At 35.3% G+C, this 21,006-nt stretch carries 15 protein-coding genes; 12 read left to right on the forward strand and 3 right to left on the reverse strand.

Features of this window, described 5'->3' with window-relative positions; all coding sequences use genetic code 11:
* The first annotated feature begins 64 nt into the window (after positions 1-64).
* From HMPREF0367_RS10065 to HMPREF0367_RS06415, 5 genes are all read left to right on the forward strand, one after another.
* On the forward strand, positions 65-505 hold the full coding sequence (locus HMPREF0367_RS10065; RefSeq protein WP_051335201.1) for a MarR family winged helix-turn-helix transcriptional regulator: 441 nt from the start codon (positions 65-67) through the stop codon (positions 503-505).
* Complete coding sequence (locus HMPREF0367_RS06400) at positions 502-2,685, forward strand: ABC transporter ATP-binding protein (protein WP_035402380.1); 2,184 nt, start codon at positions 502-504, stop codon at positions 2,683-2,685. The genes HMPREF0367_RS10065 and HMPREF0367_RS06400 overlap by 4 nt, the downstream gene beginning before the upstream one ends.
* Positions 2,678-4,522, forward strand: coding sequence for an ABC transporter ATP-binding protein (locus HMPREF0367_RS06405; RefSeq protein ID WP_035402381.1), 1,845 nt, complete (start codon positions 2,678-2,680; stop codon positions 4,520-4,522). Before HMPREF0367_RS06400 ends, HMPREF0367_RS06405 begins: the two co-directional genes overlap by 8 nt.
* A gap of 4 nt (positions 4,523-4,526) precedes the next feature.
* The gene (locus HMPREF0367_RS06410) at positions 4,527-4,787 is read left to right on the forward strand and encodes a hypothetical protein (RefSeq protein WP_022355922.1); all 261 of its coding nucleotides are present in this window, start codon (positions 4,527-4,529) and stop codon (positions 4,785-4,787) included.
* A gap of 74 nt (positions 4,788-4,861) precedes the next feature.
* Complete coding sequence (locus tag HMPREF0367_RS06415) at positions 4,862-6,232, forward strand: polysaccharide deacetylase family protein (protein WP_035402383.1); 1,371 nt, start codon at positions 4,862-4,864, stop codon at positions 6,230-6,232.
* A 654-nt stretch (positions 6,233-6,886) separates the two neighbouring features.
* Here the strand turns inward: HMPREF0367_RS06415 and typA are convergent.
* A complete protein-coding gene (typA, locus tag HMPREF0367_RS06420; protein ID WP_022355920.1) occupies positions 6,887-8,722 on the reverse strand; it encodes a translational GTPase TypA in 1,836 nt (611 codons plus the stop codon).
* 116 nt (positions 8,723-8,838) lie between these two features.
* On the opposite strand from typA, the gene HMPREF0367_RS06425 reads away from it, so the two are divergent.
* The 3 genes from HMPREF0367_RS06425 (at position 8,839) to HMPREF0367_RS06435 (ending at position 12,948) form a co-directional block, all read left to right on the forward strand.
* Positions 8,839-9,579 (forward strand): esterase family protein, encoded by a 741-nt coding sequence (locus HMPREF0367_RS06425; RefSeq protein WP_022355919.1) that lies wholly within the window; start codon positions 8,839-8,841, stop codon positions 9,577-9,579.
* Between the two features lie 116 nt (positions 9,580-9,695).
* Positions 9,696-12,050: a glycyl radical protein gene (locus HMPREF0367_RS06430; protein WP_035402386.1), complete on the forward strand. Its 2,355-nt coding sequence runs from the start codon at positions 9,696-9,698 to the stop codon at positions 12,048-12,050.
* Positions 12,037-12,948, forward strand: coding sequence for a glycyl-radical enzyme activating protein (locus HMPREF0367_RS06435; protein WP_035402389.1), 912 nt, complete (start codon positions 12,037-12,039; stop codon positions 12,946-12,948). The genes HMPREF0367_RS06430 and HMPREF0367_RS06435 overlap by 14 nt, the downstream gene beginning before the upstream one ends.
* A 97-nt stretch (positions 12,949-13,045) precedes the next feature.
* On the opposite strand, the gene HMPREF0367_RS06440 is transcribed toward HMPREF0367_RS06435, so the two are convergent.
* Together HMPREF0367_RS06440 and HMPREF0367_RS06445 are read right to left on the reverse strand one after the other, a co-directional pair.
* Positions 13,046-13,297: a NifU family protein gene (locus HMPREF0367_RS06440; protein WP_015535209.1), complete on the reverse strand. Its 252-nt coding sequence runs from the start codon at positions 13,295-13,297 to the stop codon at positions 13,046-13,048.
* An 18-nt stretch (positions 13,298-13,315) separates the two neighbouring features.
* Positions 13,316-13,777, reverse strand: coding sequence for a divergent PAP2 family protein (locus tag HMPREF0367_RS06445; RefSeq protein WP_015535208.1), 462 nt, complete (start codon positions 13,775-13,777; stop codon positions 13,316-13,318).
* A 95-nt stretch (positions 13,778-13,872) separates the two neighbouring features.
* Here HMPREF0367_RS06445 and HMPREF0367_RS06450 point away from each other — a divergent pair, with 95 nt between their 5' ends.
* The 4 genes from HMPREF0367_RS06450 to HMPREF0367_RS06465 all read left to right on the forward strand — a co-directional run bounded on the left by HMPREF0367_RS06450 (position 13,873) and on the right by HMPREF0367_RS06465 (position 20,865).
* Complete coding sequence (locus HMPREF0367_RS06450) at positions 13,873-15,144, forward strand: glucose-6-phosphate isomerase (protein WP_035402392.1); 1,272 nt, start codon at positions 13,873-13,875, stop codon at positions 15,142-15,144.
* Positions 15,145-15,309: 165 nt separating this feature from the next.
* Positions 15,310-18,855 carry a pyruvate:ferredoxin (flavodoxin) oxidoreductase gene (gene nifJ, locus HMPREF0367_RS06455; RefSeq protein WP_035402395.1) on the forward strand — a complete coding sequence of 1,182 codons (3,546 nt, stop codon included), beginning with the start codon at positions 15,310-15,312 and terminating at the stop codon, positions 18,853-18,855.
* Positions 18,856-19,020: 165 nt separating this feature from the next.
* On the forward strand, positions 19,021-19,902 hold the full coding sequence (locus HMPREF0367_RS06460; protein ID WP_022355915.1) for a YitT family protein: 882 nt from the start codon (positions 19,021-19,023) through the stop codon (positions 19,900-19,902).
* 75 nt (positions 19,903-19,977) lie between these two features.
* On the forward strand, positions 19,978-20,865 hold the full coding sequence (locus HMPREF0367_RS06465) for a putative manganese transporter (RefSeq protein WP_049940508.1): 888 nt from the start codon (positions 19,978-19,980) through the stop codon (positions 20,863-20,865).
* The last annotated feature ends 141 nt before the right edge of the window (positions 20,866-21,006 follow it).

The raw sequence follows: 21,006 nt of genomic DNA on the forward strand, positions 1-21,006 counted from the left end.
AAGTTATATTTATAATTTAGACACTAAATAGTTAAGTCGCTTAATTAAAAAAGGTGGTGAGAAAATGTCAAAAGAATCGACGATCAACGTCATCAATAAAAGTATGTATACTTTGATGGAATTTACACGTAAATCAAGAGGTCCAATCACAGGGTATCGAATGCGAGATTTATATATTCTCGGTTTCATCTTCTTTGATTCAAAAGATCATCGGGCAACGATGTCGGAACTTGCAGCGCATATGAATATTACTCCAGCTGCTGCCAGCCAGATCATATCAGGTTATGAAAAGAATGGCTGGGTCATTCGAACACGTAGTGAAAAAGATCGTAGAACAGTTTATGTCGAAATTTCAGATAAGATCAAAGAACATCTTAAGAGCAAATGGCGGGATAACCAACAATTCTTATCGGATTTTTTAGATGAATTATCACCGGAAGATCTAGATAGCTTAGAAAGAATTTTAAATAAAGTATTAGATTATTTTGAGGAGTATTACAAATGACAAAATTAACGCGTTATTTAAAACCATTCGTAGTACCAATACTCGTTGTGATTGGTCTATTGTTTATGCAGGCCTATTGTGAATTAACGTTGCCGGATTACATGCAGAATATTGTTAATATTGGTATTCAAAACAATGGTATTGAACATGGTGTTTATGAGCAGGTACGTGAATCTACGCTGAAGCCATTCTTGATGGTTGCAACTGAGGATCAAAAAGAATTGATTGAAAATTCATATAAACTTGTTACACCAGATGAAGCAAGTGAACTACAGCTTGAAGAGATTCCAGTCTTAAAAGATGAAAATGTATATATCTTAAATGATATTTCTGATGAATCTTTTACAGAACTAGAAAATTCTTTTGCTGAGATGGATATGACATTTGCCGAAATATCCAGCGATGCAAAAGAGAAGAATGTAGAGATTCCTGTTCTTTTGATGCAAAATGGCATCAAGACTTATCGAGAACAGGCAAAAAAGCAGATTGAAGCTTTAGGTTCTTCGACGGTTTCAAGTTTGACTTGCCAAATGGTTAGGAGTGAATATGAGGCGATGGGACTTGATATGGCAGCAATCCAGCAAAACTATATCATTCACTCTGGTCTTGTTATGCTTGGATATGCTTTAGGAAGTGCAGGCTGTGCTATTCTTGTGGGTTTTTTTGCTTCTAAGATTGCAGCCGGATTATCGAAAAATCTTAGAGAAGCTGTCTTTAAAAAAGTTACATATTTTTCCAATGAGAACTTTAACAAATTTAATACTTCAACTCTGATCACACGTACAACAAATGATATTCAACAAGTCCAGATGGCCTTGGTGATGATGTTACGAATTGTTGTATATGCACCTATCATGGGAATTGGTGCTTTGTTGCATGTTATGAGCAGTGAAGCCAATATGACATGGATCATTGCCCTTTGTGTAGTGTTGATCTTATCTGTGGTCATGGTTGTTTTTATCGTTGTTATGCCTAAGTTTAAGATCATGCAGAAATTAACCGATAAATTAAATTCTGTGGTTCGTGAGCTTTTAGATGGAATGCTCGTTATTCGTGCTTTCAACAATGAAAAAGTAGAAGAAGAAAAATTTGATAAAGCCAATATGGATATCACAAAAGTTGGTTTATTTACATCTAGAGCCATGGCTATTATGATGCCAGTCATGATGTTTTTGATGAATGGTACCACTTTGTTGATCTTATGGTTTGGATCCAAGCAGGTAGATGCCGGAATGATACAGGTCGGAAGCATAATGGCATTTATGCAATATGCAATGCAGGTCATCATGGCTTTCTTGATGATCACGGTTGTATCAATTATGATTCCAAGAGCCAATGTATCGGCTTTACGTATCAACGAAATCTTAACAACAAATCTATCGATTACAGATGATGAACATGTACAGTCTTTTGATGGAAATGAACATGGAACCATACGTTTTGAAAATGTTTCGTTTCGATATCCTGGAGCTGATGAAGATATATTGACAGATATTTCTTTTGAGGCAAAACCAGGTGAGGTAACAGCTTTTATAGGAAGTACTGGTTCAGGTAAGAGTACATTGATCAATCTTGTCCCTCGTTTTTATGATGTTAGCGAAGGATCCATTTCTATTGATGGAAAAGATATTCGAAACGTGGAACAAAAAGATCTTCGCAATAAAATTGGATATGTTCCACAAAAAGGTATCTTGTTAGCTGGAACGATTCGTTCCAATCTCTTATATGCAAATCCAAACGCAAGTGATGAAGATATTGATGAAGCTTTACGAATATCTCAATCAAAAGAATTTGTCGATACAAAACCTTTAGGAGTTGATGAACCAATTTCTCAAGGTGGAACCAACGTATCAGGTGGACAGAAACAAAGACTTTCTATCGCACGTGCTATTATCAAAAAGCCGGAAATTTATATTTTTGATGATTCTTTCAGTGCATTGGATTTTAAGACAGATGCAGCTTTAAGAGAAGAATTGATGAAATCATGTAAGAAAACTGGAAGTACTGTTTTATTGGTTGCTCAACGTATTTCGTCTATATTACATGCTGATCAAATCATCGTTTTGGATGAAGGAAGAATGGTAGGTAAGGGAACACATCAAGAGTTGATTAAATCTTGTCGTATCTATCAGGAAATTGCTTCATCTCAATTATCGAAGGAGGAATTGGCCAATGTCTAACGAAACAAGAAAACCAAGACAACATATGGGTAATCGAGGACGAAGCGTTGAAAAAGCAAAAGATTTTAAAGGAACAATGAAGAAGTTGATCAAATATCTTGCTCCTTATAAGTTTACATTTATCTTTGGTCTAATAGCTGCTGTTTTCTCTGTAGCAATCAGTGTAATTGGACCTAAGATCGTTGGTAATATCATTACTGAGGTTGCGGAAGGTTTTATGGCCAAGGTCATGCAGACAGGTGGTATTGACTTTGAAAAAATTTTCCAGACAGTTATGATTTTGTTGGCAGTCTATGCTTTAAGTATGGCTTTCGAATATATACAAGGTTTCTTAATGTCTGGTGTTTCCAATAAAATGGGGTATCAGTTCCGCAAAGAAATGAATATAAAGATCGATAATTTACCACTATCTTATTTTGATCGTAATTCTCATGGCGATATTATTTCAAGATTTACCAATGATGTTGATACATTGGTTCAATCTTTAAATCAGTCATTGTCTACTCTTGTCAGCAATGTCGTAAAAGTAATTGGATTTTTGGTAATGATGTTGATGATCTCATGGAAGATGACTTTATTAGCGTTAATTGTTATACCTTTATCAATTGTTACAGTAGCTTTTGTGGTAAAACGAAGTCAAAACTATTTTAAACAACAGCAGGATTCACTTGGTGTTGTAAATGGTCACATTGAAGAGATGTATTCGGCTCATGTGGTTGTGAAGGCTTTTAATGGAGAAGAAAAGAGCATAGACGATTTTAATCGTTACAATCAGGATCTTTATAACAGTGCCTGGAAATCACAATTTCTGTCGGGATTGATGATGCCTCTTACAACTTTCATTGGAAATCTCGGGTATGTAGGTGTATGTATCTTGGGTGGAGCTCTAGCAATCAGTGGAGAAATTGCTGTTGGTGATATTCAATCTTTTATCACATATACTCGAAACTTCACACAACCAATCAACCAGATTTCTCAATCAATGAATATGTTACAAAGTACAGCTGCAGCTGCAGAACGAGTTTTCGAATTTTTAAATGAACCAGAAGAAATTAAAGATATCAAAGAAACGATTCCAGTTCGCTATGGCCTACAATCGTTGATCAAAGGTCAGGTAACTTTTGAAAATGTGAATTTTGGATATACTACAGAGAAAACGATTATTCATAATTTCTCTATGTATATTAAGCCGGGTCAAACCGTTGCTATTGTAGGTCCAACTGGAGCTGGTAAAACAACCATAGTAAAATTACTGATGCGATTTTATGAATTAAACAGTGGTAGAATTTATATTGATGGGCACGATATTACAACTTTTAGTCGAAGTGATTTACGTTCGATGGTAGGAATGGTGTTGCAGGATGCTTGGTTGTTTGAGGGAACAATCATGGATAATCTTCGCTTTGGTAAATTGGATGCCAGTGATGAAGATGTAGTCAAAGCTGCTAAAGCTGCTCATGTTGATCATTTTATACGTACGCTTGATCATGGTTATCAGACAGAATTGAATGATGAAAGTTCTAATATATCACAAGGGCAAAGACAATTATTAACAATTGCACGTGCTTTCTTGGCGGATCCTAAGATTTTGATTTTGGATGAAGCCACAAGTTCTGTCGACACAAGAACAGAAGTTTTAATTCAAAAGGGAATGGATGAGTTAATGGAAGGTCGTACTAGTTTTGTGATTGCGCATCGTTTATCGACGATACGAAATGCTGATGCGATCATAGTTATGAATCATGGTGATATTATTGAAGTAGGAAATCATGATGAATTAATGGCACGTAATGGCTTCTATACAAAACTATACAACTCACAATTTGAGGAGGATTAAAAAATTGAAGAAATACCGAATAAACCTTAATGATCTTTCAAAGGTATCTGATCCTATTTTAGAAGTCTATCATTGTTTGGATTTTGATGATGCAAACATGAGTATTGAAGATTTGTATGAGAGATTAATACAAATAAATGATACAATTGTAATTGAGCTTTGCCAAAAAAGTTTAATTAACGATGAATTGTATCAAATTATCAATTGTTTTGAGAATGTTCAACAAAAAAATGATAAAGTTTATTTAATTCATGAAGTTGATTGAAAAAATATGACCATCAAGTGAAATTTGATGGTCTCTTTCTTTATTTGATTATATACTTTTTCTAAGGAAGATTTATGAAAAAGTTACTCTATTTATCTGTTGTCGCTCTTATTTACATTTTATTTGGTATCTTTTATTACTGGAATCCTATTCTTTTGGTTCAACAAGATCCCATAATAGAAATTGGTACTCAATTTGATCCGTATGAAAATGTATTGAATATTGTTTATGGAGATATCAAAGATTTAAAAATCAAAGGTAAGGTTGATACGAATACTCCCGGCGTATATTCTTTAACTTATCAATATAAAGATAGAAAGAAAACAATTAAAGTTAAAGTAATAGATTCAAAAGCACCAATCTTAGAAGTTAAAAACGTTAAAACGGATTTGCAAGAACATATCACTCCGGAATTGTTTGTAAAAAATATCAAAGATTCGTCTAAAGTTACTTTATCTTTTGAAAATGTTCCAGAATTAAAGAAGAAGGGAAAACAAAAATTAAATATACTAGCTAAAGATATTTATGGAAATAGTACAACAAAAAAAGTAATCTTGGAACGTTTAGAAGATAAAACTCCGCCAGAAATCAAAAATAAAAAAGCCATTCAAGTTTTACAAGGTTCGATGGAAGATTTTGCATCTAAAATTAGAGTAAAGGATGACTTAGATCCTAATCCACAACTTGAACTCGACACAAGTCAAGTTGATACCTTTTCGCCTGGAATTTACTCTATTCATGTAAAAGCTACAGATCGATCAAATAATATAGTTGACCAAGATGTTAAGGTTGAAGTAAAAGAGAATCCAGAATATAACAAAAAAATTGTCTATTTGACATTTGATGATGGCCCTAGCGAAAATACAATTAAAGTATTGGACATCCTAAAAGAATATGATGTAAAAGCTACTTTCTTTGTAACTGGACATGCTCCATCATATAATGATTTCATAAAAGAAGCCTTTGAACAAGGACATTCGATTGGTTTACATACGTATTCACATGATTATAAAAACATATATTCATCGACAAATGCGTATTTTAATGATTTGGATCAAATTAATTCCATGGTTGAATCTATCACTGGACAAAAATCGGATATTATTCGCTTTCCAGGAGGATCTTCAAATAGCATTAGTGCAAAGTATTCGCCAGGTATCATGAGCGAGTTAGTAAAAATGGTAAATGAAAGGGGCTATCAGTATTTTGATTGGAATGTTAGTTCAAGTGATGCTGCAGGAAATGACATTTCAAAAGAGCAGATCATTCAGTCAAGTTGTACTGATAAGTTTGATCAAATTAATCTTTTGTTTCATGATTCAGCAACGAAAAATTCTACTGTTGAGGCTTTACCTGATATTATTAAATTTTACAAAGACAGAGGGTATAAGTTCTACCCTTTAACAAAAAAATCGTATGTAGTGCATCATCAAACGACAAATTAAAAAAGACTATTATTATATTGTATTGCATCTGTGCAGTTGTACTAACATAAATAAATCGATTCATTTTTATTATTTAAGGGATTGTTGCCTATACATCAAAAGACTCAATCTCTTTTTTATACGTTTAACCTTTAAATTGTTGATATATTATATTATCTACATAAAGGATATCATATTGGACTCTACCTTTATGCAATTAAATATGAATCTAACTCTTCTAAAAATTTTAGATCAATTCTGTGCTTAACAGAAAAATTGTGTTTTTTAGATGATTTTGATTTTATCAAGAGCAACGTAAAGAGAATATACGGAAGTAGACAGTTAGTAAATCCCTTTTTAATCGTGAAGAGGCTGCAAAAATAGTTTGTTATTTTTTTACTCTAGATGTGGAAGAAGGATCTTTTTATGCTTGCGATTACCTAATATGAGTTATATCAATAAATTGAAGATTAAATGTTTTTATATCGATTATTGATCGAAACTAATAATATATCTTTTGAATTATTAATACATCCATAATCACATTGAGACTCTTCATCGGTGTATTTTCTATACAATTTCCTTTGAAATAAAATGATTATTTAATTTTATATTCTAACGAGTACTGCATAAAAAAACTCATCAGTTGTGATACAACTGTTGAGTTCCTTATTACTAGTCTTTATTTTGTGCCATTTTTTCACGATATAGATTTCTACGATCTTGTGCCGTTAATCCTTTTTTACGAATACGAATTGCATCAGGAGTTACTTCTACAAGTTCATCATCATTGATCCACTCTAATGCTTCCTCTAGGGAGAAGATACGTGGTGGTGTTAATAACATAGCTTCATCACGTCCACTGGAACGAATTGCTGTTAGTTTTTTATTCTTAAGTGGATTGACGTCCATATCAATATTCTTAGCACTTTCTCCAATGATCATTCCTTCATAAACTTCTGTTTGTGGAGAAATAAATAACTGTCCACGTTCTTGTAGATTCCATAAAGCATATGTCATAGCTTGACCTGTTTCTGTAGAAATCATTGCACCTTGCATACGTTGCGTGATTTCACCTTTATATGGTTCATAGCCTGAAATACGACGAACTAGAGTTCCTTCACCGTGTGTATCGTTAATAAATTCACTTCTAAAGCCCAATAATCCACGGGTTGGTGCAAGATATGTAATCTTAACATAACCATTTTCTTCCTCCATATCCTGCATGACACCTTTTCGCAAATTCAGTTTATTGATGATAGTACCTTGATATTCGCTTGGGGCAAGACATACAACTTCTTCAATTGGTTCAACTTTTGTTCCGTTTTCATCACGGTGCAAGATAACTTCTGGTTTGCTGACGGCTAATTCATATCCTTCACGACGCATATTTTCAATTAAAATAGAAATGTGTAATTCACCACGCCCACTGACTTTGAAGCAGTCGGCGCTGTCTGTTGGTTCTACACGTAATCCTACATTTACTTCCAATTCTTTTTCAAGTCTTTCTTTTAAATTTCGACTCGTAACGAATTTTCCGCTCTGTCCGGCAAAAGGAGATGAATTGACATGGAAATTCATTGATAGAGTTGGTTCTTCAATTTCGATTTGTTCCATAGGTTCAATGTGTTCTGGATCACAGATCGTATCACCAATGCTGATATCCGGCATTCCTGCAATCACAACAATGTCTCCAGAATGAGCTTCTTTTACATCGGTTCTAGATAAACCTTTATATACAAAAATTTTTGAAATTGTTTCCTTTTTTTCCAAACCGTCTTGATTACAACGAATATATTGTGTTCCTGGTTTCAAAACACCTTTGTAGATTCTTCCAATACCTAGACGTCCAATGTATTCATCATAGGCTAGGGCAGATACTTGCATTTGAACAGGGTCGTCATCCAAATCAGGATATACATCACAGTGTTTTAAGATTGTCTTAAATAATGGTTCAATAGAATCACTTGGGGTATTTAAATCGTATTGTACGATACCTTCACGGGCAATTCCGTACAGAATTGGGAAATCCAACTGTTCATCATTTGCGTTTAGTTCAAGGAAAAGCTCATATACTTCATCCACAACTTCTTCCGCTCTTTGATCTTTTTTATCAATCTTATTAATTAGAAGAATCGGTTTTAATCCAATTTCCAGAGCTTTTGAAAGAACAAAACGTGTTTGCGGCATTGGTCCTTCACTTGCATCAACCAATAATATAACTGTATCCACTGTACGAATGATACGTTCAACTTCACTTGAAAAGTCGGCATGGCCTGGTGTGTCAACAATATTGATCTTGACTCCATCGTGAATGACAGAGCAGTTCTTTGAATAAATGGTAATTCCACGTTCTCTTTCTAAATCGTTGGAATCCATGATACAGTCTACGACTTCTTCATTATCTCTAAAAACATCACTTTGTCTTAAAAATGCGTCAACCAATGTACTTTTTCCAGCATCGACATGGGCGATGACCGCAATGTTTAAGATTTTTTCTTTGTTTGACATTTTATTCACTCTCTTTCCTGTTAAAAAACACAACAATTATAAGGCAATGCATAAAAAAACTCAATGAATTGTGCTATAATTCCTGTATTAATATTATAAGGAAAGGTCGATATTTTATGCAAATTCGTTATTTTAGAGAATATTCACAGAACTTAGATCGATTTATGGAATTTAAAATGTATGGACATGCCGGAAAGATGTGTTTTGTCTTTCCTTGTCAGGATGGTCGCTTTTTTGAGTGGGAAGATCGTCACATGTTTGAACAGGTAGAGGATTTGATCGATCAAGGACGTATTCAGTTTTGTACTGTTGATTCCATAGATAAAGAAACATGGTCTGCCTTTGGGAATACAGCTCATAGAATGAGACTGCAGGAGCAATGGGTACACTATGTTATGGATGAATTAGTGCCTAGTGCTTTATATAAAGCAGGTCTTCCAGCTGACTCAAAATGTATGACAATGGGTGCAAGCATGGGCGGAACACATGCAGCCAATTTATTTTTCCGCTTTCCAGATCGCTTCGATAAGGTTTTAGGAATTTCAGGTGTTTATAATATGGAAGAATACTATGGTGGATATCACGATGAAAATACGTATTTAAATAACCCATGTGCGTATCTTTCGATGATGGATCCAAACCATCCATATATTCAAAAGTATAATAATTCTCAAATTATCTTTGTTGTTGGACAGGGAAGCTGGGAAGATGTTTGTAAGGCAACTTTAGGGGAATTAGCTTCTATTATGTATGAAAAAGGAATTAACGCATGGGTGGATTTCTGGGGACATGATGTATATCATGACTGGCCTTGGTGGGAACTCATGATCAAATATTTCCTTCCTCAAATGGTTTAAAATATATTGACCTGTAGTTTGATAGGCTACAGGTTTTTTTAACAAACAATAAAAAATAATAAAAAACAATTGAAACTAATAATAAATCAGGTATAATGAGTGTAGGAGATGATTGTATGGCTAAATTGAAGAATAATGAAAGAATCGAAATCTTAAAAAAGAGAATGTTAGAAGCGCCTCGCTATGCTTCCATTGAGCAGGCAAGAATTATTACTCGTGTATATAAGGAAAATGAAGAATTAAGTACACCTAAAAAGCGTGCTTTATCTTTAGCTGCTGCATTAAGAGAATTAGAAATTGGTGTTGAACCTGAAGAACTGATCGTAGGAAATCGTACAAAAGGGGTACGTTATGGAGTTGTATTCCCAGAAAGCGGTTGTTCATGGATTGATCGTGAATTTGAAACCCTACCTACACGTGATCAAGATAAGTTCTTAGTACATGATGAAGATATCAAAGAATTTAGAGAAACCATCTATCCATACTGGAAAGGGCGTTCTATGGAAGATGTAATTCGTCATAACTATGGAGAAAAGATTGATGAAATTGCTAAAGTGGTAAAGATCAATCAAAAAGATCATGCCCAGGGTCATATTTGTCCGGATACAGAAATGTGGTTGCGTTTAGGTGTCAATGGATTAATTGACAAGATTCATCAGAAACAAAAATACTGCAAGCCTGAACAGGAAGAATTTTATGAATGCACATTAATTGTTTTAGATGGTGTAAAAGATTTCATGAAAAGATATCATGATCATATTTATGCGATGCTTGATGATGTAGATGATCAATATCGTGAGTCTTTACAAAATGTTGCAGATATTTGTTTAGCCTTAACGCAAAGAGCACCGGAAACATTCCATGAAGCTTTACAATCATTATGGTTCTTATTTGTTGTGTTACATATGGAATCCAATGCATCGAGCTTCTCTCCAGGAAGAATGGATCAATATTTGTACCCATATTATCGTTCAGATATTGCTTCTGGCTATATGACTCGTCAAGAAGCTTTAGAGTTAATGGAATGTCTATGGTTAAAATTTAATCAGATCGTATACTTGCGCAACAAAAATAGTGCCAAATATTTTGCGGGATTCCCAATTGGTTTTAACGTCGCTATTGGAGGCCTTGATCAAGATGGAAATGATACTTACAACGATTTATCTTTATTGTGTTTAGATGCGCAATATGATTTAGGTTTGCCTCAGCCTAACTTGTCTGTACGTTTGAATAAAAACTCTTCTCATGAATTGATGCAGGAGGCCATTAAAGTTGTTGCCAAGGGAAGCGGTATGCCACAATTTTTTAATGATGAAGCCATCGTTCATGCGATGCATGAAGATCTGGGAATTGATTATAAAGATGCGTTGAATTATGCAATCGTAGGTTGTGTAGAATTAACGACTCATGGAAACAATTTAGGCTGGTCCGATGCCGCTATGTTCAATTTTAATAAAGTTTTAGAGCTTACTTTAAATAATGGAATTTGTTTGTTAACGAATAAGAAGATTGGATTGGATCTGGGAAATCTTGAAACATATGAAACTTTTGAAGATTTAGAAGCGGCTTTTAAAAAACAGATTGATTATTTTATCGAAGAGATGATGAAAGCTGAGGTTGTAGTCGAAAAAGCACATCAAGATTGTCTTCCTACAGCATTCTTATCCTGTGTTATTGATGATTGCATCGATAATGGATTGGATGTAACACGTGGTGGTGCCAAGTATAATCTTTCAGGAATTCAAATGATTCAGGTTGCGAATTTAGCAGATTCTCTAGCTGCATTAAAGAAACTTATTTATGATGAAAATAGAATTTCAAAACATGAATTGTTAAGTGCTTTACAGGCGGATTTTAAGGGCCATGAAATAACGCAAACGATGTTATTGAATAAAGTTGAAAAATACGGAAACGATGTTGCCTGGGTTGATGAACTTGGTGCAAAATGGGCCATGTATTTTAGAAATCGTATGAAAGATTATACAAATTATCGTGGCGGAAAGTATCATACTGGTATGTATACAGTGAGTGCACATGTTCCAATGGGAGAAAATGTAGGCGCTAGTCCAGATGGACGAAATGCAATGACGCCTTTAGCAGATGGTGGTTTATCAGCTGTTTATGGTAGAGACATGTCTGGTCCTACCGCGGTATTAAAGTCTGTTTCTCGCATCAGTAACAGCTGTACAACCAATGGTGGATTGTTGAATATGAAATTCTTACCAGAATTCTTTAGCACACAATCTGGTCTAGATAAATTTGAAGATTTCCTAAGAGCTTTTGTCGATTTAAAAGTTTGTCATATTCAGTTTAATGTTGTAAGAAAAGAAGATCTTTTAGATGCTAAAGTGCATCCTGAAAATCATCGTTCTTTAACGATTCGTGTGGCCGGCTATACAGCTTATTTTGTCGAACTGGCTGGTAAATTGCAGGACGAGATCATAGAGAGAACTACATATGACCACATCTAAAGCGTATGTGTTTGATATAAAACGATTTGCGGTTCATGATGGATACGGCATTCGAACAACGATTTTCTTTAAAGGTTGTCCATTACGTTGTAAGTGGTGTCAAAATCCAGAAGGTTTAGAAACAAAGCCTAGAGTTTTATGGTTTGAGAAAAACTGCATCCATTGTCGTCTATGTGAAAAGGCAAGTATGCCAAATCAAATGCATTATGAAGAGCGACCATATTTTAATAAAGAATATTCAGGTAATTTTGATAATTTGGTTCATATTTGTCCATCTTCAGCTATACGTTATGATTCAACTTTATATACTGTAGAAGAATTAATATCCAAAATTGAAGAGGATAGAGTTTTCTTTAAACGAAATGGTGGGGTAACCTTTAGCGGAGGAGAGCCTTTTCTTCAAAAAGATTTTCTAGTTGATATCTTAAAGGAATGTAAGAAACGTGGCATTCATACTGCAATTGAGTCTAGTTTTTATGCTAATCTTGAGCTTGTTAAGCAGGTTGTTCCATATCTTGATTTAATCTTTGCCGATTTAAAAGTGTTTGATGAAACGGATCATAAAGCGATGACTGGAGTTTCTAATCAAAAGATCCTGCAAAACATTGAATATTTATTAACGAGTGAGCATAAAGATAAAGTAATCATTCGTACACCTCTTATTCCTGGCTATAATGCGACTGAGAGAAACTTAAGTCAAATTTCAAGTTTTATATTCAACTTATATCCGGAAGTAAAATATGAATTGTTGAATTACAATCCTTTGGCTTCCAGCAAGTATGATCTTGTAGATATGAAATATGAGCCTGGAAAGCTTAAGCCTTTTGCTCCAGATGAATTAGAAACATTTAAAAATATCGTCAAAGAAGCAGGAATCAAAAATATTATTGAGGTTTAATTGTCTGATAGAGAAATTCTCTATCAGTTTTTTTTATAAAAAAAGAATTCGTAATTTACGAATTCTTCTTATTCATTCTAATTCTATGCATCAAGATTTATCCAACAAGGATAACATCGCGAATGCCAGGGACTTCATCCATTAATAGAAGCTTGATTCCGCTTGAGAAATCCTCTGTTGCCATCATACATCCAGCACAGGCTCCTCTAAAAGCAACATAAACATAAGCATGTTCATCAATACCTAAAAGTTCAATGTCACCGCCGTCATGTTGTATATAAGGACGAATCTTATCGAGGCATGCTTCGACTGCCATGCCATCTGGCATTTCCATTGTTTCTTCAGCCATAGTTTCAACTCCAATCTATTAAAAAATCAAAGGTGTCAATAGTAGTGGTATGATCAATCCAACAACGAATCCACCGACTACTTCGATAAATTTATGACCCAGAACACTTTTAAGTTGTTCCTGATAAATCGGTTCATCGAATTCAATCAGAGAAGCTTCTTTTAAATCATCAACCAGTTGTTTGACCAATTCAATATTTTTCCCTGAATAGTATCGCACATGACAGGCATCATACATTACTATAAAGGAAAAAATTGCCGTGATCGCAAATAATGTCGAATCAAATCCTTCCTGAATTCCTACAGCCATGGACAGTGCAGTGACTGTCGAACTGTGGGAGCTTGGAAAACCACCACTGGCAATGACCCAGTGAAGATCCCACTTTCCTGACTTGAAATAATAAACGATCGTTTTACCTACCTGTGCAACAACATTGGCAAGCAATGCGGATACAAGAGGGTAAAGTGCTGAGGGGATCATACGTTTCACTCTCCTTAAACATTATGTATTATAGCACACAAAATTAAAAATCGTGGTATAATTGCATTGAAATCAAAAACCGGAGGTAGATTAATATGATTCAGTTAGATCTAAATCACGCTCATTTAAAAGAAAATGTGAAAGATTATCAGGAACAAGTCGTATCACTCGATAAACAGCTTGTTTCTAAAACTTGTCTAGGCAATGATTTCATTGGCTGGATGACTTGGGCAAATGACTATGATAGAGAAGAGTTTGCTCGTATCAAAGAATGTGCTAAAAAGATTCGTGAAAACAGTGAAGTTTTCGTTGTATGCGGTATAGGTGGTTCATATCTTGGAGCGCGTGCGGCTATCGAAATGATCAATGGTCTTTATGCAGATAAAAAACCAGAAATCATTTATATGGGAAATACATTCTCAAGCTCATATATTGCACAGGTAATGGACTATATCAAAGATAAAGAAGTAACGGTTAATGTTATTTCTAAATCAGGAACAACAACGGAAACAGCTTTAGCATTCCGTATCTTAAAACAATTTATGGAAGAAAAATATGGTGATGAAGCTAAGAACCGAATTATTGCCACAACGGATAAAGCACGTGGAACTCTAAAAACGCTTGCAACTAAAGAAGGTTATGAAACTTTTGTAATTCCAGATGATATTGGTGGACGTTTCTCAGTTATTACTCCTGTTGGATTATTACCTATTGCCGTAGCAGGTATCGATATTGATGAACTTATGAAAGGTCTTCATGATGGAATGGGAGAATATGGTGATCCAGATTTAGATAAAAACCCTGCATATCGTTATGCCGTAGCGCGTCGTATCTTACAAAATGAAGGATATGATGTTGAATTATTTGTAAACTATGAACCGCAGATGCAAATGGTTGCTGAATGGTGGAAACAATTATTCGGTGAAAGTGAAGGTAAAGATGGAAAGGGTATTTTACCTGATTCTGTATGTTTCTCAACGGATCTTCATTCTTTAGGACAATTTGTTCAGGAAGGAAAGAAAGTGTTATTTGAAACAAATCTTTATGTAGATAAACCAATGATCGATGTTACTTTCCCTAATGATGAAGCCAATGAAGATGGTATGAATTATCTTGCAGGAAAGAGCGTTGACTGGGCAAATAAAATGGCGGCTCAGGGAACATTGATGGCACACGAAGAAACAGGTGGTGTTCCAAATATCTTGTTAACAATGCCGGATATGAGTGCATACAGTTTTGGTAATATGTGCATGTTCTTCTTTAAAGCAATCGCAATGACTACTTTGATGAATGACTCAAATCCATTTAACCAGCCAGGTGTTGAAGTTTATAAAAAGAACATGTTTAAATTATTAGGAAAAGAATAGTTAATTTTGGTACAGCATATGTTTGCTGTACCAAATTATTTATTAGTTAGCTATGTTAAACATAATTAACGTTAAAAATGAAATTTTCCTTTAAAAACGCTTTCTAAAATCGTATAATAATACAGGTATAGTTTTACTAATCAGGATAAGGAGGACAAAGTTATCATGCCTAGAGCAAAACAATCAATGGATGGTAATACTGCTGCGGCTCACGTTGCCTATGCGTATACTGAAGTTGCCGCGATTTACCCCATTACACCATCTAGTCCTATGGCTGACTCTGTAGATCAGTGGGCAGCTGCTGGACAGAAGAACATTTTCGGAAATCAAGTTGTAGTAAGTGAACTACAGTCTGAGGCTGGTGCTGCCGGTGCCGTTCACGGTTCTTTGGCTGCTGGTGCTTTGACAACTACATTTACTGCATCACAGGGATTATTGTTAATGATTCCTAATATGTATAAAATTGCCGCTGAGCAATTACCATGTGTTTTCGATGTTTCTGCACGTACTGTTGCAACACATGCATTGAACATCTTTGGTGATCACAGCGACGTTTATGCATGTCGTCAGACAGGTTTCGCAATGCTTTGTGAAACAAACCCACAGGAAGTTATGGATTTATCTCCAGTAGCTCACTTAGCTGCTCTTGAAGGTAAAGTGCCATTTATCAACTTCTTCGATGGATTCCGTACATCTCACGAAATTCAGAAGATCGAAAAATGGGACTATGAAGATCTAAAAGAAATGTGTCCAATGGATGCAGTTGAAGAATTCCGTAACCATGCTTTGAACCCAGAACATCCAACAATGCGCGGTTCTCATGAAAACGGAGATATTTTCTTCCAGCACCGTGAAGCATGTAACTCTGTTTACGATGCATTACCAGCTGTTGTAGAAAAATACATGAACAAGATCAACGAAAAATTAGGAACTAACTATGGTCTATTCAACTACTATGGTGCTCCAGATGCTGATCGTGTAATTATCGCAATGGGTTCAATCAATGACGTTGCAGAAGAGGTTATCGATTACTTAACAGCTAAAGGTGAAAAAGTTGGTTTGATCAAAGTTCGTTTATATCGCCCTTGGTCTAGCAAACACTTATTGGCAGTTCTTCCAGAAACAGTTAAGAAAATTGCTGTTCTTGACCGTACAAAAGAACCTGGTGCATTAGGTGATCCATTATACTTGGATGTTGTTACAACACTTCGTGAAGCAGGATTGGATACAATCAAAGTTTGCGCAGGTCGTTATGGTTTGGGTTCTAAAGATACTCCACCATCAAGCGTATTTGCCGTATACACTGAATTGTTGAAAGATGAACCAAAACCTCGTTTCACAATTGGTATTGTCGATGACGTAACTTACTTGTCATTGCCAGAAGTTAAACCAGCTCCAATCACTTCAGCTCCTGGAACTGTAGAATGTAAATTCTGGGGACTTGGTGGAGATGGTACTGTTGGTGCTAACAAGAACTCAACTAAGATCATCGGTGACCATACTGATAAATATATTCAGGCATACTTCCAGTATGACTCTAAGAAAACAGGTGGTATCACTATTTCTCACTTACGTTTTGGTGATAACCCAATCAAATCTCCTTACTACATCAACCAGGCTGACTTCGTAGCTTGTCATAACCCTTCTTATGTAGTTAAAGGATATAAGATGGTTCAAGATGTAAAACCTGGTGGTGTATTCATGATCAACTGCCAGTGGTCTGATGAAGAATTAGACAAACATATGCCAGCTGAAGCTAAGAAATATATCGCTGATAACAACATTCAGCTATATACTATTAACGCAATCGATAAAGCAATCGAAATTGGTATGGGTAAACGTACTAACACGATCCTTCAGTCAGCATTCTTTAAATTAGCTAACATCATGCCTATTGATGAAGCTGTTCAATACATGAAAGAAGCTGCTAAGAAATCATATTCTAAAAAAGGTGATGCAGTTGTAGAAATGAACTACAAAGCTATCGATGCTGGTGTAGATGCAACTCATAAAGTAGAAATCCCAGCTTCTTGGTCAAATCCAGAACCAGATGCTGCACCTGCTCCATTAAAAGGACGCCCAGCTACTGTTAAGATGGTTCAGGATATCATGAATCCAGTTAACATCATGAATGGTGACAGCCTTCCAGTATCTGCATTCAAAGACAATGCTGATGGACAATGGGAAACTGGTGCTGCTGCTTACGAAAAACGTGGTACAGCTGTTACAGTTCCTGAATGGGATGCTACTAAGTGTATCCAGTGTAACCAGTGTGCATTCGTATGTTCACATGCTACAATTCGTCCATTCATCCTTGATGAAAAAGAAGCTGAAGCTGCTCCAGAAAATATCAAACTTGCAGATTCTAAACATGCTCCAGGTATGAAGTATACTATGAGCGTTACTCCACTTGACTGTATGGGATGTGGTGAATGTATCACTGTATGTCCAACAGGCGCTATCAAGATGGTACCTCAGGAATCTCAGGCAGATCAGCAGCCAGTATTTGATTACCTAGTAGCTAATGTAGGTAAGAAGAAAACAAACTTTGCTGATAACACAGTTATCGGTTCTCAATACAACCAGCCATTGTTAGAGTTCTCTGGTTCATGTGCAGGTTGTGCTGAAACTTCATATGCTCGCTTAGTAACTCAGTTATTTGGTGAACAGATGTATATCTCTAATGCAACTGGATGTTCATCAATTTGGGGTGGACCAGCTGCTACATGTCCTTACACTGTAAATAAAGATAGCTTACAGGGACCAGCTTGGGCTAACTCTTTATTCGAAGATAACGCTGAACATGGTTATGGTATGCATTTAGGACAGAAAGTATTGCGTGAACAAGCAATCACTAAATTGTCTCAGATGGCAGAATGCGAAAACGCAACTGAAGAATTCAAAGCTGCTTATGATAAGTTCATGGAAACAAAAGAGGATACTCGTGCTAATGCACCAGCTGCAAAAGCATTGATTGCTGAACTTGAAAAGGCTGCTGAAAATGGATGTGAAGATGCTAAAGAAGTATTAACTAAGAAACAGTATCTTGCTAAAAAATCTGTATGGATCTTTGGTGGAGATGGTTGGGCTTATGACATCGGTTTCGGTGGACTAGACCACGTACTTGCTTCTGGTGAAAACGTAAACGTAATGGTATTTGATACAGAAATGTACTCAAATACTGGTGGACAGGCATCTAAAGCTTCTAACATTGGTGAAGTTTGTCAGTTCGCTGCAGCAGGTAAAGAATTGAAGAAAAAATCACTTGCTGAAATCGCTATGACTTACGGATATGTATATGTAGCTCAGATTGCTCTTGGTGCTAACCCAGCTCAGGCTATTAAGTGTATTGCTGAGGCTGAAGCTTACGATGGACCATCATTGATCATCGGTTATGCTCCATGTGAATTACACGGTATCGCTAAGGGTGGTATGAACCACTGTCAGGATGAAATGAAGAAAGCTGTTAAAGCTGGTTACTGGAACTTATTCTCATTCAATCCAGATAAGAAGAAAGCTGGACAGAACCCATTCACATTAACTTCAAAAGAAGGTGACGGTTCTTATCAGGAATTCTTAAATAACGAAGCTCGTTACACTCGTTTAGTTAAACCATTCCCAGAAAGAGCTGAAAAACTATTCAGTGAATCTGAAAAGGCGGCTAAAGAACGTTTCGAACACTTACAGAGACTTGTTGAACTTTATAAATAAGATCTGTTATTAAAGAGGAGTTGAAACTCCTCTTTTTTTAAATTTTCTACAGTTTAAAAACAACATTTCATGATTTGTATACAAATGTAAAAAAAGTTAATTTTTTGATTGAAATCAAAATTTTATAGGTCTATAGTGGAATGGTGTCAACAAGGAGTTGTTAATATGTTAGATACATTGAAAGAACTTCAAAAACAGAAAAAGATCCGTTTTTGTATTTCCGTATTTATGGTTACCTTGAGTGCTTTTGTTCAGGTGTATATCATGCAGGTATTTATGGAACCTTCAAACCTTTTATCGGGTGGTTTTACAGGTATTTCTTTATTGATAAATAAGATCTTGGCACTTGTTGGAATTAATTTTCCGGTTTCTGTAGGAATTATCTTATTAAATGCACCAGCGGCTATCTTATGTTATAAATATGTTTCTAAACGTTTTACTTTCTTGAGCTGCCTTCAATTTGGTCTGGTTTCATTATTCCTGGAAATTTTCACCTTTGAACCCTTTATCGATGATCAGACTTTGAATGTGTTATTTGGTGGTCTTTTATGGGGCTTCTCCATATCTTTAGCTTTACGAACTGGTGGTAGCACTGGAGGCACTGATTTTATAGCTCAGTTTGTTTCCAACAAGATCCATAAAGGTATTTGGGATTATGTATTTGCGTTTAACTGTTGTATGTTGGTCATATTTGGAGCTATCTTTGGATGGGTTCACGCAGGATATTCAATTGTATTCCAATTCCTGTCTACAAAGGCGATTTCGAGCTTATATCAGCGGTATAATCAAGTTACAATAGAATTTATTACCTCAGATCCAGATCCTGTGATTGATGCGTTTATGGCAGTTGTACGACATGGTATGAGCGTTTTTGAAGGATATGGTGGATATAGTCAAAGAAAGATATATTCATGCAAGGCTGTAGTGAGCAGTTATGAAGTTCACGATGCGATAGAAAATGTTCGAAAAGTCGATCCTAAAGTTATCGTTAATACGTATCATACCGCAAACTTCTATGGAAATTTTTATCAAAAACCAATCGAATAGGCGAATGCCTATTCTTTTTTTTGAGCTTTTTGCTTTTCATTTTTAAAGATTTAAGTAAAATATAATGGTTGAGAGGTGATTGATATTATCTTACATTTATTATCACATACATTTGAAGATACATGGTTAACGTTTCCTATCTTACTAGTTACATATATAATCATTGAAATATTTGAAAGAAGACCTTCTAGCAATGATGATCGTATCTTCTTTCTATTACAAAAACTTGGCCCAGTTCTTGGGGCCTTGTTAGGATTGTTGCCACAATGTGGTTTTAGTATTTTGGCCGCCATGTTGTATCTTCAAAAGAATATAACACTTGGAACCATGCTTAGTGTCTTTATTGCCACTAGCGATGAAGCCATTCCTGTCTTATTATCTAATCCGGAAATGTATTCTACATTACCGATATTGTTGATCTTAAAATTTGGTATTGCAGTATTGGTTGGGTATATTGTAGATTTCATTTTTAAACCGGATATTATTAAGTTTGAAAATATGGAAGAAGAGGATATTGATGAAGAGGATTATGAAGAAACAGCTGTTGGATCCAGTTGTCCTTGTTGTTATACACAGTATCCTTTAATCGTTAGTGCTTTACTTAGATCTTTAAAAATATTTGCATTTATTTTTGTTACTACATTTATTTTTACAGGATTAATCGAATGGATAGGGGAAGAGAATTTACAAGCTTTCTTGTTGACTGATTCTGTTTTCCAACCTATTTTTGCAGCTGTTTTTGGCTTTATTCCAAACTGTGCTGCAACGGTCATACTTTGCCAGTTATACATAGCTCAGGCATTGAGTTTTGGATCTTTATTGGCTGGATTAATTACCAATGCTGGATTGGGAATCTTAGTGTTAATCCAATATGGAGCTTCTAAAAAAGAAATATTTAAAACAATTGGTATATTATTTTTAGTAGCGATTATTTCTGGCTTTCTATGTATTATTTTTGCATAGAAAGCTTTTTTGTATTGACATTAAATATATAAATGAATGATATCAAAAAAAATCCATCATCGATAGATGATGGATTCATTTATTAGATGGTGGGGACGGTGGGACTTGAACCCACACGGGATTAACTCCCAACGGATTTTA

The sequence above is a fragment of the Faecalitalea cylindroides ATCC 27803 genome (genome assembly GCF_000469305.1).
Lineage (GTDB): Bacteria > Bacillota_I > Bacilli_A > Erysipelotrichales > Erysipelotrichaceae > Faecalitalea > Faecalitalea cylindroides.